The sequence below is a fragment of the Xanthomonas sp. BRIP62411 genome, assembly GCF_003993525.1.
GTDB classification, from domain to species: domain Bacteria; phylum Pseudomonadota; class Gammaproteobacteria; order Xanthomonadales; family Xanthomonadaceae; genus Xanthomonas; species Xanthomonas euroxanthea.
Window position 1 is genome coordinate 65,275 of record NZ_QEZI01000018.1, and the last position, 19,011, is coordinate 84,285.

Below are 19,011 nucleotides of genomic sequence, written 5' to 3' on the forward strand. Positions count from 1 at the left end.
ATCGACTGATATCACTTTGATATCTTTTTTGCACTTCCCAAGGACACCGCCCTCATGAAAGAGAAGCCGATCAGCTCACTGCCGGGCATCCCCGTTGTTCTCGTCGCCTCTGCGGCATTCGCCGCCGCTGTCTGGATGCTGCTCACCGGCGACGCCAAGCCTGCAGCACTGATCACCACCGGTGTGGTCGGGGCGGCTGGCATCTTCTTCCTGGCCGGCCTGTACACCCTGGAACCGAACCAGGCGGCGGTGTTGAGCCTGTTCGGCAAGTACGTCGGAACGGTCAAGGATGCGGGCCTGCGCTGGAACAGCCCCTTCTACGCCAAGCGCCGGGTCAGCCAGCGCGTACGCAACTTCGAAAGCGGCCGGCTCAAGGTCAACGAACTGGACGGCAGCCCGATCGAGATCGCCGCGGTGATCGTGTGGCAGGTGCTGGATGCCTCCGAGGCGGTCTACAACGTCGACGACTACGAGAGCTTCGTGCATATCCAGTCCGAAGCGGCGCTGCGCGCGATGGCCACCAGCTATCCCTACGACCAGCACGAAGACGATCAGATCTCGCTGCGTAGCCATCCGGCCGAGATCAGCGAGCAGCTCAAGCGCCATCTGGACGAACGCCTCACCCAGGCCGGCGTGGACGTGATCGAGGCGCGCATCAGCCACCTCGCCTACGCGCCGGAAATCGCCCAGGCCATGTTGCAGCGTCAGCAGGCCAATGCGGTGATCGCCGCACGCACGCGCATCGTCGCCGGTGCAGTGGGCATGGTGGAAATGGCCTTGTCCGAGCTGCAGAAAAACGGCGTGGTGCAGCTGGACGAAGAGCGCAAGGCGCACATGGTCAGCAACCTGCTCACCGTGCTGTGTTCTGATCGTGGGACCCAACCGGTGGTCAACGCCGGCTCGCTGTATTGAGGTGATGCAATGAATGTCATGGTGCCGTTGGTCGTCGCGCTGTCCGGCTTGCCTGCACTGGCAATCGCCGCCTCCATCGGTGCGGACGACGACGAGCGTGCGCGCGGCCTGGGGCTGCGCTGGGCCTTGATCAGCCTGGTCATCCTGGTCGGCGCCGCCTGCCTGTACTGGGCCGGCGACAACCGCGCCGGCATCTACGCGGTGGTGATCGGCATGCTGGTCGGCGTGAACGTGTTGATCGTCTCGATGGTCATGCACCTGCGCCGCCACAGCGACCGCCGGGAGCGCGAATGAGCGAGAAGAAGGCCTATCCGCTGCGCATCAACGCCGATGTACTGGCCGCCGCGCAGCGCTGGGCCGACGACGAACTGCGCAGCCTCAACGCGCAGATCGAATACCTGCTGCGCGATGCCCTGCGCAAGGCCGGGCGCCTGCCAAAGCCGCGCGATGACAAGGAACCGCCGACATGAACACGCAGCTGGATTCTCCGCTTCTCGTGCCGACACACACTCGCCGATAACATCAGGCGCGATGACAGCCGGGACGCATCGATTGCGCGAGGTCGCTGTGGTGGGAAACTGACCAAGCTCACCAGGCACCGAACCCCGAGCACGACGTCGCTAATGTCGCTGGCGTTGAAGAAGACGCTCTGAGATGGCGAAGCGATCCGGCTCATCCCAAAGCACTGCCACAGCGCCCAAAGCGCGTGCCGGGCAACACCCGCAGCCGCGCCGACGCGACTATGCTGCGGCTCCGGCGACGCGCTGGAGCCTGGCAATCTGGCTGTGGCTACCGCTGTCGGTCGCTGCCGGCCTCATCGCTACCGCGCATGCAAGCAGTCATGACGGACCCGGTACGCTGATAGGGCATTTGGGCATCCTGCTGACAGTGGCGGTGGCGTGCACGGTTGCGCACGCGCGACGCAGCGTCCAGCTGGACGACAACCGCCTGATCGTCCGCTCGACCTTCTTTACCAAGCGTGTGCCACTACACGCGCTCCGCCTGGACAGCGCACGCATTGTCGACCTGGCCGAACACACCGCGTTCAAACCGGGCCTGCAGTTGCTCGGCTTTGGTTATCCTGGATTCAAATCGGGGCATTACCGCAGCAAATCCGCAGCCAGAGGCTTTTATCTGCTGACCCAGTCCAGGCGGGTGCTGATTCTGCCGTTGCGCGACAACGGCCTGGTGGTCCTCAGTCTTGAGCAGCCACACCAGTTGCTCGAGGATTTGCGCCAGCTGGCCGTACGCCACGCTTAGCCCTACCCTGTTGCGATGCACCCGCCCCAGACCCTGCTGCTCAATACCACCGCCATCGAACTGTGGCCGGCAAACCTGCTGCGCGCGCGTAGCAACGCGGATGCGCGCCTGCTGGCACAGGCCGATTGGGTGCTGCGGCGCAAGCGTGACGGACGCTATCTGGCCGCGCATCTGCCGCAGGGCATGATGCCGTTGATCCCGCGGCTGGCACGCGAGCCGGGTCTGGACGACGCGCTGGACCGGCTGCAAGCCACCGCTGCGCGCGCACGACAGGCACGGGGCGCAGTGCTGGCCATCGACGGCTTACAGAGCCGCCTGACCCAACTCGGGCTGGACGCAGACGACTATGTGCAGCGAACCGGCCTGCAGCTGACCGCCGAGCCGGCGACCTTGCACTTTGCCGGGCACGATCGCTTCGATCGGCCGCTATGGCTCAGCGCCGGCGCCGCGCGTGCGTGGCGCTTCATGCGCGCCGCCGCATTGCACGCGGACATCGTGCTGGATGCCATCTCCGGCTACCGCAGCCACGATTATCAACTGGGCATCTTCGAGCGCAAGTTCGGGCGCGGGCTCACACTTGAACAGATCCTGGCAGTCAATGCCGCCCCCGGTTTCAGCGAACACCACAGTGGCGACGCACTGGATATCGGCACCCCGGGCGAACCGCCGGCAGAAGAATCGTTTGAGGCCACGGCTGCGTTTGCCTGGCTGAGCAGCCACGCGCCGCGTTTTGGCTATCGCTTGAGCTACCCACGCAACAACCTGCACGGCATCGTCTACGAGCCGTGGCATTGGCGCTGGCATGCAGGCTGATGCGTGCGACGGTCGCGCCCAGGTCCCGTGCGCGATCACTCCTGCGAGCGCGGTGTGGGCACCTTGGCGGCCACGCTGAAGTCGGCGATCTTCCACAGATAGAACGCGGCATAGCTGCGGTACGGGCCCCAGCGTTCGCCGCGGATGGCCAGTTCCTTTGGCGTCGGCATCTGCTCCTGCCTGTCCACGCGCTGGGCGCCCTTGCGCACGCCAAGGTCGTCGACGGGCAGCAGGTCCGGGCGACCCAGCCGGAACATCAGCATCATTTCCACCGTCCAGCGGCCGATGCCACGCACCGGCACCAGGGCCTGGACAATCGCTTCCTCGTCCATGAAGGCGAGCTTGCGCAGGGAAGGAATCTCGCCATCGCGCTCACGGCGCGCCAGATCGCGCAAGGCCAGCGACTTGTTGCCGGAGACACCGCATGCACGCAGTGCCGCATCGTCGATGCGACCAAGCGTGTCTGCATGCAGGCGCGCCGCACCGATGGCCACTTCCACCCGTGCCACGATCGTCGATGCGGCCTTGCCGCTGAGCTGCTGAAACAGGATTGCGCGCGCCAACGCATCCACCGGGTCGAACGGCTTGCGCCAACCCGGCTGCGCGGCAATCGGGCCGATGCGCTTCATCCATGCACCCAGCGCGCGATCGCGCCGGGTCAGGTGCGCGAATGCGGCCTCCACATCGAATCCGCGGGCGTGGCGCGGCATGCTCAGCGCCTCAACGCGCCGATCGCCAGCACCACCCAGCCCAGCATCAGGCTGACCCCGCCAACCGGCGCCAGGCTGGTCGGCCAGTGCAACACCGCGCCGCCGGCCAGGCTGCCGGCAAACAGCAGCGTGCCGAGCAAAAGCAGATACAGGCCGATCCGGCCAAGCGCACGCGTCTCGGTGGCGCCGAGCACCGTCAGCACGGCGCCGTGGCCGAAGGCATACAGCGCTGCCAGTTGCAGCCGCGATTGCACCAGCGCATCGGTCACGCCATGCGAGGCATAGGCCGACAGGCCCACCGCGATGGCGGCCAGCAAGGCGCCGCAACACGCCAGCAGCGAAGGATGTTTCTTGCGACGTTCGAGCAGGGACATGAAGGCGGTTCCATTGCAGCGCCGTGGCGCAAAAAAAAAACGCGCCGCAGGACTGCGGCGCGTTTTGGTCTGGATCAGGTCATCGTGGCGAAACGATTACTTGATGGCCCAGTAGACGTCGTAGGTACCGTCCTGCGTAAACGACTTGTCCACGCCGCCCTTCCACGACTCGTACGGACGCTCGGTCACGTCGTTGCCGTTGGTGGCAGCCCAGGCACGCAGGGAACTACGCACTGCATCCAGGCCGGCCATGTGGCCTGCATAGGTCGCAAACGCGGAACGGTGTGCCTTGGTGCGCTCGTACTTGACCGGTGCTTCCGACGGGATATTGACCTTCAACTCCTCGCCCGCGGCAGCAACCGGCGTTGCATCCACAGGTGCGGCAGCCGCAGCGTCATCCTTCTTGGCATCAGCCTTGGCGGTGTCGGCCTTGGGGTCGGTCTTCGGCGCGCCACCGGCACGCTTGCGGACCGGCTGCACCACGTCGAAGGCGTACTTGTCGGAGGCAAAGTCGGTGGTCACGATACGGACCGGACCAGCAGCCTCGAGGCCGTTGGCGTCCATCACGCGCTTGATCCACTCCTGGTTGTCCTTGATCGACTTCTTGATCGTCTCGTTGTCACGATCGATGTTGCCTGCGTTGACGACCAACAGGTCCTCGGCCGGCACATCGACGATCTTGAGATCGCTCAACACCGGCTTGCCGTCGAGCTGGGCGCGGTAGTCGAAATTCGGCACGGTGGCCAGTGCGGTCGCCAGACGCGACAGACCCAGCTTCAGGTCGTCGCCCACGTGGCGGCTGACATACAAGCCGGCATAACGACCAAACAGGTTCCAGCCGTACTTGACGCTGTAGTCCTGGGTGATCTTGACGTTCTTGTTGTTCTTGCCAGTCGGCGCAAGGGTGAAGTTGGTGACTTTGTCGTAGCCCTTGGTGGGATCGTCGATCGAAATCTCAACACGCTCGTTCTTGACGCTGTTGGTGATCTCCCAGCTGCCGTCGCCGATGTAGCCTTCGGTGGAGCTGTATTCGACGCGTGCACCCTTGCCCTCTTCCGGGCCGACCAGCTTCAGCTGGATCTTCGGGTCACGCAGCACAAGCGGGTTCCAATCCTTGAAACGACGGAAGCTGTTCACGGTGTCGTAAACAATCGTCATCCTGCGGTTGGTCTCAACACTCTCGGACATCTGCCGCTCCGAGGGCAACACCAAGCCCACCACGACAAACAAGCCAGCCACGATCCCCAAGGCGATCAGGAACTCGATAATACGGGTCATTCAGGAGGTCTCCGGGGCCGATCCCACGGCCGGGTTGAGTGAAGCGAAGCCGCCATCCTAGCAGGCTTCGAGAAAGATGTTCAGTTGTGCGACGGGTAGCGCGGTCTTGCGGTGTCATCCACCGCGCAACCGCGCGGTCCATGACTGCGCAACCCCAACCTGCACAAGGGTTTGGGCAGATTGCGCGCAGCTATCATGCACATCGCGCGATGCCTGTGTGTGATGCGCTGGCTGTCGGCGCCGTTTTCGGCCTCCGGCAGCGCGCTGTATCCGGTCCGGAAACGACCAGACCACCCCGCCGCGACCCCTGGCGCACGCGCGGCGGAGCGCACGCACCGCCGCATGCCGGAAGCAGCGCCACCTGCGCTGCCGATCAGACCAATTGCAGTTCGAAGGCCTTCAACACCGCGCGGGTGCGGTCACGCACGCCGAGCTTGGACAGGATGTTGGAGACGTGGTTCTTGATGGTGCCCTCGGCCACGCCCAGCGAGTTGGCGATCTCCTTGTTGGAAAAGCCGCTGGCCATCAGCCGCAGGATCTCGGTCTCGCGGTCGGTCAGCGGATCGGGCCGGTCCAGGCTGACGAACTCGTTGCGCATGTGCTCCAGGCCCGACAGCAGGCGCTGGGTCACCGCCGGCTGCACCAGCGAGCCGCCGTCGGCCACGGTGCGGATCGCGCCGACCAGCTGCTCCAGCGAGACGTCCTTGAGCAAATAGCCCTTGGCGCCGGCCTTGAGTCCGGCCAGCACCAGCTGGTCGTCGTCGAAGGTGGTCAGAATGATGGTCGGCGGCAGCGTGCCGTTGCGCGAGAGCATCTGCAGCGCTTCCAGGCCGGACATCACCGGCATGCGCATGTCCATCAGCACCACGTCGGGCTGGATCTGCGGGATCTGCTCCACCGCCTGCTTGCCGTCGGAGGCCTCGGCCACCACTTCGATGCCGTTGTCCAGCGCCAGCAGCGAGCGGATGCCCTGGCGTACCAGGGTTTGGTCGTCGACCAGGCACACACGGATCATCAAAACACTCCTTGAGTAACGGCCGCAGGCATCAGTGCCGGCGCGCCTGGAACGGAGATGCGCAGGCCGAAGCCGTCACCCCGCCGGGTCTGGATCTCCAACTGGCCACCATACTGGTTCAGCCGTTCGCGCATGCCGCGCAGCCCGTTACCGGGCGCCACCGTCTCGGCGCCGTGGCCGTCGTCGCGCGCGTCGATCAGCACGCTGTCTCCGTCCCGGCGCACCTGGATCCACAGGTTGCGCGCACCGGCGTGGCGCACCGCATTGGTGATGATTTCCTGGGTACAGCGCAGCAGCACATGCGCGCGCTCGGGGTCGTCCAGGGTCAGCGGCTGGGCGATGTCCAGATGGATGTCCAGCGAGGGCACCTGGGTCACCAGCGGGCGCAGGGCCGCTTCCAGGTCGATCGCGCCGCTGTCGCGCAGCTGGCTGACCGCTTCGCGCACATCGGTGAGCAGCAGCTTGGCCAGCGTATGCGCCTGGCGCACATGCTCCTGGGCCTGGCCGTCGGTGATGTGGCCGGCCACTTCCAGGTTCAGGCTCAGCGCGGTGAGGTGGTGGCCGAGCAGGTCGTGCAGTTCGCGCGAGATGCGGGTGCGCTCGTTGACGCGGGCGCTTTCGGCCAGCAGCGCGCGGGTGGCGCGCAATTCGGCATTGAGCCGGCGCTGTTCTTCGCGGGCATCGGTCTGCTGGCGCGCGACCAGGCTGGTCACGAAAATGAACATCGAGAAGCCGCCGTACAGCAACGACTGCATCAGCGCGGCGAACAGGGTGAAGTCCGGGCGCAGGTAATAGAACACCGGCAGCACCGCCAGCTGGCTGAGTACCAGCCAGGCCACGCCGATGCGCAGCGGCAGCAACCAGGGGATCACCCCGGCCGCCACCATCATCAGGATGCTGCCCAGCCCGGTTCCGCTCAGATAGCTCACCGCCAGCGCGAAGATGGTCAGCAGCAGCAGGATCAGCCGGTCGTACCAATGGGCGTGGCCGCCGCTGCTCAGGCCGCGGGTCAGCCAGAAGTAGCTGGCGCCGAAACCGACGAAGAACGCCGACATCAGCAGGCCCTCGGCCACGCTGCGGTGGTCGCCCTCCTCGGCGGCCGGCCAGTAGGTGTACACCAACGGCATGGCGATCATCGCCCAGGTGAACAGGCCGGCGAAGCGCAGGACGCGCGTATGACTGAGGTATCCCAACATGCAGGCATCTTAGGCGCTCGCCGGGCGGCTGCCCTCTTGCCGGAAGTCATGCATGTGCTTGCACGGACGGACGGTCCCGGCAGCAAGACCTCCCGGCGTCGGCGTGGTGCGGCCGCCTCGTACGCACAGGGCCGGCACACGGCGGGTCGCCGCTTCAGGCCCCGCATGCAATAATCCGACGCAGATCCGATTTCGGGTCGAGAGCGTTACCCCACGGAGTCCCAATGTCGATCGTTATCCGCGACGTGCGCGAGCACGAGCTCGATTCCGTCCTGGCCCTGAACAACAATGCCGGACTGGCAATCCTGCCGCTGGATTCAACCAAGCTGCAACGTTTCTACGAGCAGGCCGAATATTTCCGCGTCGCCGAGCGCGACGGCAACCTGGCCGGGTTCCTGGTCGGGTTCGGCAGCGGCAGTGCGCATGACAGCAGCAATTTCGCCTGGTTCCGGGACCGTCACCCGGAATTCTTCTATATCGACCGCATCGTGGTCGCCAGCCGCCGTCGCGGCGGCGGTGTCGGGCGTGCGTTCTATGCCGATGTGCAGAGCTACACCGAGCTGCGCTACCCGCAACTGGCCTGCGAAGTGTTCCTGGACCATGGCGCCGATGCGGCGTTGCTGTTCCATGGCAGCTTTGGCTTTCGCGAGGTCGGCCAGAACACCATGGCCGATGTCGAGGTGCGCGCTAGCATGCTGATGAAAGACATGTGCAGCTATCCGTGGGTCAAGGAGACCTATGCCGGCAAGTTGCCGGACCATCTGCCGTGGGTCGGCCGGCCGCGGCATGCCGCCACCGACAACCCGTCGACGGGGAGCTGAGGCGTGGCAAGCGTGAATGTGGATTTCGAACAGGCCGGCGAACTGAAGATCGGCCAGGTGGGCATCGCCAACCTGCGCGTGCGCACGCTGGACGTCCCGCGCCTGGTGCGCGAGATGCGCGAACGCGTGACCCGCGCGCCGAAGTTGTTCGGACGCGCGGCGGTGATCCTGGATTTCGGCGGGCTGTCGCAGTTGCCGGATCTGGACACGGCCAAGGCGCTGCTGGACGGTCTGCGCGATGCCGGCGTATTGCCGGTGGCACTGGCCTACGGCACCAGCGAGATCGACCTGCTCTCGCAGCAGCTCGGCGTGCCGCTGCTGGCCAAGTTCCGGGCGCAATACGAGCCGACCGCGGTGAGCCCGCCGCCGCCTCCGCCTCCCCCGCCGCGTGCCGAACCCGCAGCGCCTGCCGCGCGGCCGGCACCTGGACGCATGCAACGCAACGCGGTGCGCTCGGGCCAGCAGCTGTATGCGGAGAACTGCGACCTGACTGTCCTCAGTACGGTCGGTGCCGGAGCGGAGGTCATCGCCGACGGCAGCATCCATATCTACGGTACCCTGCGTGGCCGCGCGTTGGCCGGCGCCCAGGGCAACCCTGAAGCGCGCATCTTCTGCCGCGACTTCCACGCCGAACTGGTTGCCATCGCTGGCCACTACAAGGTGCTGGACGATGTTCCCATGGACCTGCGTGGCAAGGCCGTCCAGGTCTGGCTGGAGCAGGATCAGATCAAGATCGCTGCGCTGGATTGACGCAGCCCAACCACAGAAATATTTCGGAGAAATCCTTTGGCTGAAATCATCGTAGTCACCTCCGGCAAGGGCGGCGTCGGCAAGACCACCACCAGCGCGAGCCTGGCCTGCGGGCTGGCACGGCGCGGCAAGAAGGTCGCCGTCATCGACTTCGACGTCGGTCTGCGCAACCTGGACCTGATCATGGGCTGCGAGCGGCGCGTGGTGTACGACTTCGTCAACGTCGTGCATGGCGAAGCCACGCTCAAGCAGTCGCTGATCAAGGACAAGCGCTTCGACAACCTGTACGTGCTGGCTGCCTCGCAGACCCGCGACAAGGACGCGCTGACCCAGGAAGGCGTGGAGAAGGTGCTCAAGGACCTGGCCGCCGACGGCTTCGACTACATCGTCTGCGATTCGCCGGCCGGTATCGAGAAAGGCGCATTCCTGGCGATGTACTTCGCCGACCGCGCGGTGGTGGTGGTCAATCCGGAAGTCTCCTCGGTCCGCGACTCGGACCGCATCATCGGCCTGCTCGATTCCAAGACCCGCAAGGCCGAGCAAGGCCAGACCGTGCCGGCCTTCCTGCTGCTGACCCGCTATAGCCCGGGCCGCGTGGAAGGCGGCGAGATGCTCAGCATCACCGACGTGGAAGAAGTGCTCGGCCTGAAGGCCATCGGCGTGATCCCCGAATCCGGCGACGTGCTCAATGCCTCCAACAAGGGCGAGCCGGTGATCCTGGATGCCGAGTCCCCGGCCGGCCAGGCCTACGACGACGCGGTCGCCCGCATCATGGGCGAAGAGCGCCCGATGCGATTCACATCCGTGGAGAAGAAAGGCTTCTTCAGCAAGCTGTTCGGAGGGTAAGCATGGGCCTGCTCGATTTTCTCAAGAGCAAGAAGAACACCGCCGAGACGGCCAAGAACCGCCTGCAGATCATCATTGCGCAGGAGCGCAACCACCGCGGCGGTCCGGACTACCTGCCGCTGCTGCAGCGTGAATTGCTGGAAGTGATCAAGAAGTACGTCAACATCGACGCCGATGCGGTGCGGGTGGACCTGGTCAAGGATGGCGAGCATGACGTGCTCGATATTTCCGTCGCCTTGCCCGAAGACGGCGACAAGTAAGCGATACCTGCAGCACCGTGCCTGCACGGTGCTGCGGTGACGGCCCGAACCGACCGCGAGCCTTTGCGTGTGACCATCGATTCTTCCTCCAGCGCCGAGCCAGCCAGCGTGTTGTGCGTGGGCGATATCGGCCTGGATGCACCCACTGCCCTGCTCTCAGGTTATGGTTTGCGCCTGCATCGGGTGGACGCCGGCGCGCCGATCCCTGGCAGTTTCTGGGGCGAACCGGAGGCCGGCATCATCGGCTGCGATGTCTATGTGCGCGACGACACGCCGGTGCATTCGCTATTGCACGAGGCCGGGCACCTGATCGTCCTGCCGGCCGACAAACGCGCGGCCGTGCATACCGACGCGACCGATTCGGTGGATGAAGAAGACGCCACCTGTTACCTGCAGATCCTGCTGGCCGAGCAATTGCCGGGCGTCGGCAGCGCGCGCCTGATGGCCGACATGGACACCTGGGGCTACACCTACCGGCTCGGATCCACACGCGCCTGGTTCGAGCAGGACGCGGACAATGCGCGCAGCTGGCTGCTCGCGCGCAACCTGTTGCCGCAATAACGCCGGATCGCCGCTACCTGATCGTCAGGCCGTGGCGTACCTGCAGGCCGGCATGCACAGGCTGCCAGCATGCAGCCCCCGAATCGAGCCAGTGGCCACGCACTGCAGTGCCACTTCACTGCGTGGCACAAGCAGGCTGCAGACGACGGGGTCGTCAGCATCCGCATAGACCATGCCGAATGCTCGCGTGTAAAACATGCCGGCTGCCGTCTCCGTGCAGGTCGCGCGCATCGCCAGGCGCGGCGTTTCGTAGGACTGCAGGTCACGCCGCGCAGCATCACGACGGCGCAGACATCTCCTCAACGCCACGCCGCGTAGGCTGCAGCGCATGCATAGCCTGTTTCTCAACACGGTGCTGCTGGGCGGCACCGCAGCCGATAAATTGTCGGCCGCGCAGGCGGCCGGCTTCGATGCGATCGAATTGTGGGAACAGGACCTGCAGCAGTTGGCGCGATCGCCAGCGCAGGTGCGCGGCGCCCTCCACCAGCTCGGGCTTGGACTGACCGACTACCAGGTGCTGCGCGATGTGGACGGTGCCGCTGACGCGCAACGCGACCGTTGCCGCGCGCACGCGCTGCAGATGCTGGAAACCGCCGCCGCGTTGGGCGCGGGTGTGGTGCAGGCACCGGCCAACACGCGTACCGACGTCGTGCCTGCACGGATCGTCGAGGATCTGCGCTGGCTGGGCCGTGCCGCGGCGGAGCACGGCCTGCGCATCGCCTACGAACCGATGGCGTGGAGCACGGTCAATCACACCCTGCCTGCCGCGTGGGCAAGCGTGCGTGCCAGCGGCGCGGACAACATCGATCTGGTGGTGGATGCCTACCACCTGTTCGCGCCAGGCCGTGGGCTGGACGACCTGGACGCCATCCCGGCCACGCGCATCGCCAATGTGCAGTTATGCGATGTGGCGCAGCCGGTGGCGCCAGGTGCGCTGGCCGCGGTGGCGCGGCATGCGCGGCTGCTGCCGGGCGAAGGCTGCTTTCCGCTGTCGGCGCTGTTGCGGCGCCTGGCCGGCATGGGCTACACAGGGCCGATCGGCATCGAGGTCTTCAACGATGTCCGCAAGGCTGCCGCTGCTCCGGCCACCGCGGCGGCGGCGATGGCCGCACTGCGCAGCTGCCTTGAGCGTGCCGGCGATTAGTTGCGCTGCGCGCCGCTAAGATCCAGCGTCACCACCGTGCCCTGCCCCGCGCTGGAATCCAGGTGCAGATGCCAGCCCAGATGCTCGCAGAGCCGTCCGATCAGCTCCAGCCCGATGCCGTTGCCCTGGCGTGCGTTGTCGCGCGCCAGGCGCGCGTAAATCGCGCTGATCTCCTCCGGCGTCATGCCGTGGCCCGGGTCGGCAATGCGCACTACCCCTGGTGCCGATAGCGAAACGCGGATGATGCCGCGGTCGCTGTTTTCGATCGCGTTGCGCAACAGATTGCCGATGGAGGTCTGCACGATCGCCACCGGTGCGGTGAGGCTGCATGGCGGAAGCGGGTCGGTGACGACCTGCAGATCCTTGTCGGCGAGCAGATGCGCGTGGTCGGCGACGATCTCCGGCAGCAACAGATCCAGGCGCAGCGTATCGCTGCTGCGCGTCAGCCGGCCGGGGTCCTTGGCCAGCACCAGCAACAAGGTGATCAACTGCTCTACCGCGGCGCTGGTCTGCGCGATGCGCTCCAGTTGATGACGCACCGCCGACGGGGTGCCGGGTTGTTCCAGTGCCAGTTCGGCAGCGTTGCCGATCACCGCCAGCGGGGTGCGCAACTCGTGGCTGGCACTGTCGATGAAGGCGCGTTCGCGTTCGACGAACTGGCCGTTGCGATCGAGATAATCGTTGAGCGCATCGGCAATCACGTACAGCTCGGCGCTGCCCTGCGGGCCAACAGCAATGCGTTGTGCACGCCGCTCCGGACGCAGCGCACCGATGTCGCGCGCCAGCTCCACCAGCGGGCGCACCAGCCGCGCCATCGCATACGTGCCCATCAACAAGGTGATGCCGATCAACGCGACACCGGCGGCCAGCATCCAGCGGGTGATGAACTGCTCCAGCGCTTCGAAGTCGGTGATATCCAGCACCAGCGCCAGGCGCCCGGCATGCGGGGTGTCGCGCACCATCACCGCGCTCTGGCGGCCGGCGATCTCCAGCTCGTCGTGCAGGCCGGGATGCAGCGTGCGCAGGACCGGCGGCACCGTCGCGCTGCCGTCGACGCGATACAACCGCAGGGTGTCCGAGTCCTGCCAGCGGTAATCCGGATTCTGCGCACTGCGGTCCAGGATGCTGTCCAGTTCCGAATTCAACAACGAGCGCCACACGCCGTGTTCCGCGCGCTCGTGCAGATACTGCGCGGTGCCGAACACCGCCAGCACCATCAGCAGCGTGTAGCCGAACAACCACACCAGCACGCGACGGCCCAACGGGCGCTGCCTAAGCATCGCTGCACTCGCCCGTGGACTGATCGCCGGCGCCTTCCAATGGCGCCAGGCGATAGCCCAGCCGCGGCAGCGTATGGATCAGTTTCTGCGCGAATGGGCCATCCACGCTGCGGCGCAACTCGTAAATATGCGAGCGCAGCATGTCGCCATCGGGCGGATCGTCGCCCCAGAGCGATTGCTCAAGACGCTGCCGGGTGACGGCGGCGGGGCTGGCCTGCATCAGCACTTCCAGCAACTTGCGGCAGGCCGGATACAGGTGCAGCACCTGGCCGGCGCGGGTGGCTTCCAGGGTGGACAGGTCCAGGCGCAGATCGGCCACCTGCAGCAACTTGCCGCGTCGGCGCCCATGCGCACGCGCCAGCAGGGCCTCGATGCGAACCTCCAGTTCCGGCAGCGCGAACGGCTTGGTCAGGTAGTCGTCGGCACCGGCGCGGAAGCCGGCGATCTTGTCGGGCAACTCGTCGCGGGCGGTGAGCATGATCACCGGCAATTCGGACTGGTGCTGCTCGCGCAGGCGGCGCAGTACTTCCGGGCCGTCCATGCGCGGCATCATCCAGTCCAGCACCAGCACATCGTAGTGCTGGGTGGTGGCCAGGTGCAGGCCGGTGACGCCATCGGGCGCGGCGTCCAGGGTGTGCCCGCGCGCTTCGAAATAGTCGAACAGGTTGGCAACCATGTTGCGGTTGTCTTCGATGACCAGCAGCCGCATGAGCGCGTTTCCAGGGCGGCCCGGCAGGGACGATGTGCGCATCCTAACCGAGCCTGGCCGAACACGGCCGCTCTGGAGGGTTCCGACAAAATTCCGACCTGCCAGCCGGATAGTGTGGCGCCCCACCGCTCGGGGCGTGCGCGTGTCGCCTGCCATCTCCGCCGCCACTTCCCGCCAGCGCGCACTGCTTGCCGCCGTGGTGCTGATCATCGTCAGCCTGCTGGCAGGCCTGGGCCTGCGCCAGCCCAACCCACCGGATGAGCCGCGCTTTGTGCTGGCCGCACGCAGCATGGTCGAGACCGGCCAGTGGTTGCTGCCGCATCGCGGCCGCGACCTGTATGCCGAAAAGCCGCCGGTGTTCATGTGGTTGCAGGCGGCCAGCTACGAGCTGGTGCCGCACTGGACCGTCGCCTTCCTGCTGCCTTCGCTGCTGGCTGCGCTCGCCACCTTGTGGCTGACCTGGGACATCGCACGGCGTCTATGGAACAGGCGCGTGGCGCGTCATGCGGTGCTGGGGTTGTTTGCGGTGCTGCAGTTCGGCCTGATGGCCAAGCGTGCGCAGATCGACATGGTGCTGGTGGCGCTGACCACGCTGTCGTTGTGGGGGATGCTGCGGCATCTGCTACGCGGGCCGGACTGGCGCGCATGGATGCTGGGGGTGTTCGCAGCCGGCGTGGGTACGGTGACCAAGGGCGTGGGCTTTCTGCCATTGCTGCTGTTGCTGCCGTGGATGGCGCTGCCGCGCAGGCACTGGAGCGTGCTGCCGGCACGCGCACAAGCTGGGCGCAGCTGGTTGCTGGTGCTGCCGGCGTTTCTGGCCGGCACTGCGGTTTGGCTTGGTCCGCTCGGCATCGCGTTGTGGCAGAGCAACGAGCCGGCGCTGCACGCCTACGCGCACGAGTTGTTGTTCAAGCAGACCGGCACCCGCTACGCGCACGCCTGGCATCACCTCAAACCGGCCTGGTACTACCTGCAGGTGATCGCCACGCTGTGGTTGCCGGGCTGCCTGGTGTTGCCATGGTTGCTGCCGGCGTGGTGGCGACGGCTGCGGCGCGGCGACCCGCGCTATCTGTTGCTGCTTGCCTGGAGCCTGCTGGTGCTGGTGTTTTTCAGTGCCAGCCCGGGCAAGCGCGAGGTCTACATCTTTCCGATGCTGCCGGCCCTGTGCATCGCCGCCGCACCGCTGCTGGCCGGGCTGCTGCGCAAGCGTGGCGTCCGCATGTTGCTGACCGGCTACCTGCTGCTGCTTGCGCTGGCCGCTCTTGCATTGGGCAGCGGCATCGCACTGCATCTGCACTGGGCGGAAAACACTGCATTGAAGCGTGGCATGGCGTTGGCCTCGCTGCAGTCGGTCGGCGTGTGGTTGATCGGCCTGGGCGTGGTCGGCCTGGCGGCACTTGCGTGGTCGCGCGGCAAGCGCACCGGCACCGCGGTGGTGGCGGTGACCGCCGCGCTATGGATCGTCTACGGCCTGGGCTTGATGCCTGCACTGGATCCCTACAGCTCTGCTGCGCGGGTGATGCAGCGCGTGGGGCAGCACATCGGCCCGGATGCCGAGCTGGGCATGCTGGCCTGGCGCGAACAGAACATGCTGCAGGCGGACCGGGCGGTGACCGACTTCGGCTTCAAGGCAAGCTGGCAGCAGCAATGGGCCAAGGCAGGCCCCTGGCTTGCACACGCCCCCGAGCGTCGTTGGTTGTTCGTCCTCAAGCAGGCAGTACCGGCCTGCATCGATCCGGCGCAACGTTTCGATGTTGGCGAATCCAATCGCAATCAATGGCAGTTGGTGCCGGGCACGGCATGGCATGCCGGCTGCGTTGCCGCCGATACCGATACCGATACCGATCCTGGTGCCGGCGACAGCGAGACAGACTGAACGCCGGATAGCGTGTTAACGGCCGAGCAACCCCGGTCCGACCGCTTTCCGACATGCCGCTTTCGAAGATGCCGGGCATAGACCACCGGCCGATGCTTCGATGACCACGTTTCCCGTATACGCACCTGCCCTGACGCGCACAGCCACTGCTGCGCAAACCCGCTTCCTGGTTCGGCATCTGTGGCTACCGTTGGCCGGCGTGCTAGTGCTCAGCGCGTTGTTGATGAGTGCCGGTGGCGACCAGTGGATTGCCGATGCGCTGTATCGGCTGGAAGGCGGGCATTGGCTGCTCAAGGACCACTGGTTCACCAGCGGCGTGATTCACCGCGTCGGCAAATGGCTGAGCACCGCAGCCGCTGTCAGCGTGCTGGTGCTGGCGCTGGTCGCCTGGTGCCGGCCACGCCTGCGTGTGCTGCGCTGGCCGCTGACCTATCTGGCTACATCGATCGCACTGTCGACCTCGCTGGTGTCCTTGCTCAAGTCGTGGACGGCGATGGATTGCCCCTGGGATTTGAGCCGTTATGGCGGCACCCAGCCGATGATCGGGCTGTTCGAATCGCGCCATGGCATTGCCGCGTCCGGTTGTTTTCCGGCAGGTCACGCCAGTGCCGGTTATGCGTGGGTGGCGTTGTATTTCTGTGCGCTGGCACTGCGTCCTGCATGGCGTGTTCCTGCATTGTGGCTGGGCATCGCGGCAGGGCTGTTGTTCGGGATTGCGCAGCAACTGCGCGGCGCGCATTTCCTGTCGCACGACCTGTGGTCGCTGGCGGTGTGCTGGGGAACTGCACTTGCACTGTACTGGGGGATGCTGGCTCGACCGCATCGCGCCAATGAAGTGGTGTTGCAATCGGGGGATGCAGCATGAGCACCTATCTACCGCAATCGCGTGGGCGCAAACGCCTGCGCGCACTGACCTGGACAACGCGCCCCACGGTCTCGACCGAGACGCTGGTGCTGTTATCGAGCGTGTTCTTTGCACTGGTGTGCAATCAGCTGTTCTGGCACACGGCCATGGCCACGCATCCGGGCAGCCTCGGGTTTGCCATCTCGTTGATGGCGCTGCTGGTGGCCGTGCATGCGTTGTTGCTGGGCCTGCTGGTCTGGCGCTGGAACGCCAAGCCACTGCTGACGCTGCTGCTGTTCACCACAGCGCTGGCCGCGCACTACATGGACAGCTACAACGTCTATCTGGATGCGGACATGCTGCGCAACGTGCTGCATACCGACCACAAGGAATCGCGCGAGCTGCTCACACCCGGCTTGATCCTGCCGCTGCTGTGCTACTTCCTGATTCCGACCACGCTGTTGTGGCGCATTCGCCTGCACGCGCGCAGCATCGGCAGATCGCTGGCAACCCGCGCCGGCTTTCTGCTGGTGGTGGCAGTGCTCGGCGCGGCCGGCGCGATGCTGTCCTCGCAAGACGTCTCCGCGTTGATGCGCAACCACCGCGAGGTGCGTTACCTGGCCACGCCGATCAATTACATCGTGGCGCTGCGGCAGAACCTCAAGTCCGATTCGCCGATCAAGCACGCGCCCAGGCAACCGGTCGAGCACGATGCCATGGCCACGCCACGCGCACCGGGAAGTCGTCCGCGCCTGCTGCTGGTGGTACTGGGCGAAACCGCGCGTGCGCAGAACTGGGGCCTCAACGGCTATGCGCGCCAGACCACACCCGAGCTGGCGCAGGCCGGGGTGATCAATTTCCCCGACATGCATTCGTGCGGCACCAGCACCGAGGTCTCGGTGCCGTGCATGTTTTCGCCATTCGGCCGCCGCGATTACAACGAGGACATGATCCGCAGCCACCAGTCGCTGCTGCATGTGCTCGAACATGCCGGCATTTCCACGCTGTGGCGCGATAACCAATCCGGCTGCAAGGGCGTCTGCGACGGACTGGAGATCCAGAAGCTGGACGATGCCACCACGCCAGGGCTGTGCGCCGACGGCCGTTGCATGGACGAGATCCTGCTGAGCGATCTGGCTGCACAAGTGCGGGCAAAGCCCGGCGACCGCGTGGTGGTGCTGCATCAACTCGGCAGCCACGGACCGAGTTATTTCGAGCGCTACCCGGCACGGTTCGAGCGCTTCAAGCCGGTATGCAAGACCGCCGACCTGGGCAGTTGCAGCCGCCAGGACATCGTCAACGCCTACGATAATTCCATCGCCTACACCGATCACTTCCTCAACCAGGCCATCCACGCACTGCGCGGGCTGCAGGATTACGACACCGCGATGATCTACCTCTCCGATCACGGCGAATCGCTAGGCGAAAAAGGCCTCTACCTGCACGGTGTGCCGTACGCGATCGCCCCCAAGGAGCAGACCCATGTCCCGATGGTGATGTGGTTCTCGCCGGAGTTCGCTCGCGACCGCGGCCTGGACGAAACCTGCCTGCGCCACCGTGCCGGCCAATACACCGACCAGGACGCGCTGTTCCCATCGGTGCTTGGGCTGATGCAGGTCAAGACCAGCGCCTATGCACGCGAGCGCGATCTGTTTGCGCAGTGCACGGGATAAACGCGGTTGGATACTCCGAACTTGGTTATCGAGTGCGCAGCGCCCCTCAGACATGGAGCCGACACGTCATGATCGAGCAGGGCGCATCCAGCACTGCTCTTCCATGCGCACCGACCATCTCGACTGGCCCTTGCCCGCTCACCGTCGCGGGACCTTACGCGGCATGGATGCCGCGCCAGAGCCTACACGGACGTACTTGCGGCGTGTCCCGCGAGGGTGGGCGGGTAAGGGCCCTGCAGTAACGCCGCAGATCAGCCCCCTGCAACTAATCTATCGATGCTGCCCAGGCCTTTAAAGCACGACATCCAGAGCAATCGGGACTTAGAACACTGGCATCGTTTAAGCGCGATCAAATGCTTGAGCCAAGAGCTTAGTCAGTGGAGGGCGCGGCGAGGACACCGCACGAGACGGTGTACTGATTGTTTTACTGAAAACCATGCACACCGACCATCTCGACTGGTCCTTGCCCGCCCACCGTCGCGGGACCTTGAGCGGCATGGATGCCGCGCCAGAGCCTACAAGGACGTACTTGCGGCGTGTCCTGCGATGGTGGGCGGGCAAGGGCCCTGCAGCACACTTGCAGCGTCGAGGGCGCGGTGCCCTCACCGCTTGCAGGACACGCCGTGAACCCGTCCCTGGGGGCTCGGTGGCGGCATCCATGCCGCCACACGGTCCCGCAATCGGCGAGG

The 19,011-nt window shown here is 65.7% G+C and carries 21 protein-coding genes; 14 read left to right on the forward strand and 7 right to left on the reverse strand.

All coding sequences use genetic code 11. From position 1 onward, the window contains the following. The first annotated feature begins 54 nt into the window (after positions 1-54). The 5 genes from EO139_RS15065 (at position 55) to EO139_RS15085 (ending at position 2,985) form a co-directional block, all read left to right on the forward strand. Positions 55-912, forward strand: a complete 858-nt coding sequence (locus tag EO139_RS15065; RefSeq protein WP_126971293.1) for an SPFH domain-containing protein — start codon at positions 55-57, stop codon at positions 910-912. A gap of 9 nt (positions 913-921) precedes the next feature. Next, the gene (locus tag EO139_RS15070) at positions 922-1,206 is read left to right on the forward strand and encodes a hypothetical protein (RefSeq protein ID WP_126971295.1); all 285 of its coding nucleotides are present in this window, start codon (positions 922-924) and stop codon (positions 1,204-1,206) included. Then, positions 1,203-1,382, forward strand: coding sequence for an Arc family DNA binding domain-containing protein (locus EO139_RS15075; protein WP_115676363.1), 180 nt, complete (start codon positions 1,203-1,205; stop codon positions 1,380-1,382). The genes EO139_RS15070 and EO139_RS15075 overlap by 4 nt, the downstream gene beginning before the upstream one ends. 184 nt (positions 1,383-1,566) lie before the next feature. After that, positions 1,567-2,172, forward strand: coding sequence for a PH domain-containing protein (locus tag EO139_RS15080; protein ID WP_126971297.1), 606 nt, complete (start codon positions 1,567-1,569; stop codon positions 2,170-2,172). A 15-nt stretch (positions 2,173-2,187) separates the two neighbouring features. Beyond that, positions 2,188-2,985, forward strand: coding sequence for a M15 family metallopeptidase (locus tag EO139_RS15085; RefSeq protein ID WP_115676360.1), 798 nt, complete (start codon positions 2,188-2,190; stop codon positions 2,983-2,985). Between the two features lie 35 nt (positions 2,986-3,020). On the opposite strand, the gene EO139_RS15090 is transcribed toward EO139_RS15085, so the two are convergent. The 5 genes from EO139_RS15090 to EO139_RS15110 all read right to left on the reverse strand — a co-directional run bounded on the left by EO139_RS15090 (position 3,021) and on the right by EO139_RS15110 (position 7,558). Next, positions 3,021-3,695, reverse strand: a complete 675-nt coding sequence (locus tag EO139_RS15090) for a DNA-3-methyladenine glycosylase (RefSeq protein WP_126971299.1) — start codon at positions 3,693-3,695, stop codon at positions 3,021-3,023. Positions 3,696-3,697: 2 nt separating this feature from the next. Beyond that, entirely contained in the window at positions 3,698-4,069 is a 372-nt protein-coding gene (locus tag EO139_RS15095) for a DUF423 domain-containing protein (protein WP_104650282.1), read from the reverse strand. Between the two features lie 96 nt (positions 4,070-4,165). Then, on the reverse strand, positions 4,166-5,347 hold the full coding sequence (locus EO139_RS15100; RefSeq protein WP_126971301.1) for an SRPBCC family protein: 1,182 nt from the start codon (positions 5,345-5,347) through the stop codon (positions 4,166-4,168). A 373-nt stretch (positions 5,348-5,720) separates the two neighbouring features. Beyond that, complete coding sequence (locus tag EO139_RS15105; RefSeq protein ID WP_005990002.1) at positions 5,721-6,362, reverse strand: response regulator transcription factor; 642 nt, start codon at positions 6,360-6,362, stop codon at positions 5,721-5,723. Next, positions 6,362-7,558: a sensor histidine kinase gene (locus EO139_RS15110; RefSeq protein WP_104582422.1), complete on the reverse strand. Its 1,197-nt coding sequence runs from the start codon at positions 7,556-7,558 to the stop codon at positions 6,362-6,364. Before EO139_RS15110 ends, EO139_RS15105 begins: the two co-directional genes overlap by 1 nt. 224 nt (positions 7,559-7,782) lie before the next feature. On the opposite strand from EO139_RS15110, the gene EO139_RS15120 reads away from it, so the two are divergent. From EO139_RS15120 to EO139_RS15145, 6 genes are all read left to right on the forward strand, one after another. Continuing rightward, complete coding sequence (locus EO139_RS15120) at positions 7,783-8,379, forward strand: GNAT family N-acetyltransferase (RefSeq protein ID WP_104582421.1); 597 nt, start codon at positions 7,783-7,785, stop codon at positions 8,377-8,379. Positions 8,380-8,382: 3 nt separating this feature from the next. After that, complete coding sequence (gene minC / locus EO139_RS15125) at positions 8,383-9,129, forward strand: septum site-determining protein MinC (RefSeq protein WP_104582420.1); 747 nt, start codon at positions 8,383-8,385, stop codon at positions 9,127-9,129. A gap of 36 nt (positions 9,130-9,165) precedes the next feature. Next, complete coding sequence (gene minD, locus EO139_RS15130; protein ID WP_046342008.1) at positions 9,166-9,975, forward strand: septum site-determining protein MinD; 810 nt, start codon at positions 9,166-9,168, stop codon at positions 9,973-9,975. A 2-nt stretch (positions 9,976-9,977) separates the two neighbouring features. Beyond that, on the forward strand, positions 9,978-10,235 hold the full coding sequence (gene minE, locus EO139_RS15135; RefSeq protein WP_005994583.1) for a cell division topological specificity factor MinE: 258 nt from the start codon (positions 9,978-9,980) through the stop codon (positions 10,233-10,235). Positions 10,236-10,298: 63 nt separating this feature from the next. Next, complete coding sequence (locus EO139_RS15140; protein WP_104582419.1) at positions 10,299-10,796, forward strand: hypothetical protein; 498 nt, start codon at positions 10,299-10,301, stop codon at positions 10,794-10,796. Between the two features lie 328 nt (positions 10,797-11,124). Beyond that, the gene (locus EO139_RS15145) at positions 11,125-11,940 is read left to right on the forward strand and encodes a sugar phosphate isomerase/epimerase family protein (RefSeq protein WP_115676357.1); all 816 of its coding nucleotides are present in this window, start codon (positions 11,125-11,127) and stop codon (positions 11,938-11,940) included. On the opposite strand, the gene EO139_RS15150 is transcribed toward EO139_RS15145, so the two are convergent. Both EO139_RS15150 and EO139_RS15155 read right to left on the reverse strand, forming a co-directional pair. Next, positions 11,937-13,220, reverse strand: a complete 1,284-nt coding sequence (locus EO139_RS15150; protein ID WP_104582416.1) for a HAMP domain-containing sensor histidine kinase — start codon at positions 13,218-13,220, stop codon at positions 11,937-11,939. The genes EO139_RS15145 and EO139_RS15150 overlap by 4 nt on opposite strands. Then, complete coding sequence (locus EO139_RS15155; RefSeq protein WP_104650291.1) at positions 13,213-13,929, reverse strand: response regulator transcription factor; 717 nt, start codon at positions 13,927-13,929, stop codon at positions 13,213-13,215. The genes EO139_RS15150 and EO139_RS15155 overlap by 8 nt, the downstream gene beginning before the upstream one ends. A 136-nt stretch (positions 13,930-14,065) precedes the next feature. Here EO139_RS15155 and EO139_RS15160 point away from each other — a divergent pair, with 136 nt between their 5' ends. The 3 genes from EO139_RS15160 (at position 14,066) to EO139_RS15170 (ending at position 18,322) form a co-directional block, all read left to right on the forward strand. Next, complete coding sequence (locus EO139_RS15160; RefSeq protein WP_164739873.1) at positions 14,066-15,805, forward strand: glycosyltransferase family 39 protein; 1,740 nt, start codon at positions 14,066-14,068, stop codon at positions 15,803-15,805. 100 nt (positions 15,806-15,905) lie between these two features. Continuing rightward, positions 15,906-16,670 carry a phosphatase PAP2 family protein gene (locus tag EO139_RS15165; RefSeq protein WP_104650293.1) on the forward strand — a complete coding sequence of 255 codons (765 nt, stop codon included), beginning with the start codon at positions 15,906-15,908 and terminating at the stop codon, positions 16,668-16,670. Then, the gene (locus EO139_RS15170; RefSeq protein ID WP_119132555.1) at positions 16,667-18,322 is read left to right on the forward strand and encodes a phosphoethanolamine--lipid A transferase; all 1,656 of its coding nucleotides are present in this window, start codon (positions 16,667-16,669) and stop codon (positions 18,320-18,322) included. The genes EO139_RS15165 and EO139_RS15170 overlap by 4 nt, the downstream gene beginning before the upstream one ends. The last annotated feature ends 689 nt before the right edge of the window (positions 18,323-19,011 follow it).

Bases quoted from the DNA above. Each gene is read 5' to 3' on its own strand.
- EO139_RS15075 (WP_115676363.1), top strand. From the start codon at position 1,203: ATGAGCGAGAAGAAGGCCTATCCGCTGCGCATCAACGCCGATGTACTG.
- EO139_RS15170 (WP_119132555.1), top strand. From the start codon at position 16,667: ATGAGCACCTATCTACCGCAATCGCGTGGGCGCAAACGCCTGCGCGCA.
- EO139_RS15145 (WP_115676357.1), top strand. From the start codon at position 11,125: ATGCATAGCCTGTTTCTCAACACGGTGCTGCTGGGCGGCACCGCAGCC.
- EO139_RS15090 (WP_126971299.1), bottom strand. From the start codon at position 3,695: ATGCCGCGCCACGCCCGCGGATTCGATGTGGAGGCCGCATTCGCGCAC.
- EO139_RS15105 (WP_005990002.1), bottom strand. From the start codon at position 6,362: ATGATCCGTGTGTGCCTGGTCGACGACCAAACCCTGGTACGCCAGGGC.
- EO139_RS15155 (WP_104650291.1), bottom strand. From the start codon at position 13,929: ATGCGGCTGCTGGTCATCGAAGACAACCGCAACATGGTTGCCAACCTG.
- EO139_RS15150 (WP_104582416.1), bottom strand. From the start codon at position 13,220: ATGCTTAGGCAGCGCCCGTTGGGCCGTCGCGTGCTGGTGTGGTTGTTC.
- EO139_RS15095 (WP_104650282.1), bottom strand. From the start codon at position 4,069: ATGTCCCTGCTCGAACGTCGCAAGAAACATCCTTCGCTGCTGGCGTGT.
- EO139_RS15120 (WP_104582421.1), top strand. From the start codon at position 7,783: ATGTCGATCGTTATCCGCGACGTGCGCGAGCACGAGCTCGATTCCGTC.
- EO139_RS15085 (WP_115676360.1), top strand. From the start codon at position 2,188: ATGCACCCGCCCCAGACCCTGCTGCTCAATACCACCGCCATCGAACTG.
- EO139_RS15080 (WP_126971297.1), top strand. From the start codon at position 1,567: ATGGCGAAGCGATCCGGCTCATCCCAAAGCACTGCCACAGCGCCCAAA.
- EO139_RS15065 (WP_126971293.1), top strand. From the start codon at position 55: ATGAAAGAGAAGCCGATCAGCTCACTGCCGGGCATCCCCGTTGTTCTC.
- EO139_RS15165 (WP_104650293.1), top strand. From the start codon at position 15,906: ATGACCACGTTTCCCGTATACGCACCTGCCCTGACGCGCACAGCCACT.
- EO139_RS15110 (WP_104582422.1), bottom strand. From the start codon at position 7,558: ATGTTGGGATACCTCAGTCATACGCGCGTCCTGCGCTTCGCCGGCCTG.
- EO139_RS15100 (WP_126971301.1), bottom strand. From the start codon at position 5,347: ATGACCCGTATTATCGAGTTCCTGATCGCCTTGGGGATCGTGGCTGGC.
- minE (WP_005994583.1), top strand. From the start codon at position 9,978: ATGGGCCTGCTCGATTTTCTCAAGAGCAAGAAGAACACCGCCGAGACG.
- EO139_RS15070 (WP_126971295.1), top strand. From the start codon at position 922: ATGAATGTCATGGTGCCGTTGGTCGTCGCGCTGTCCGGCTTGCCTGCA.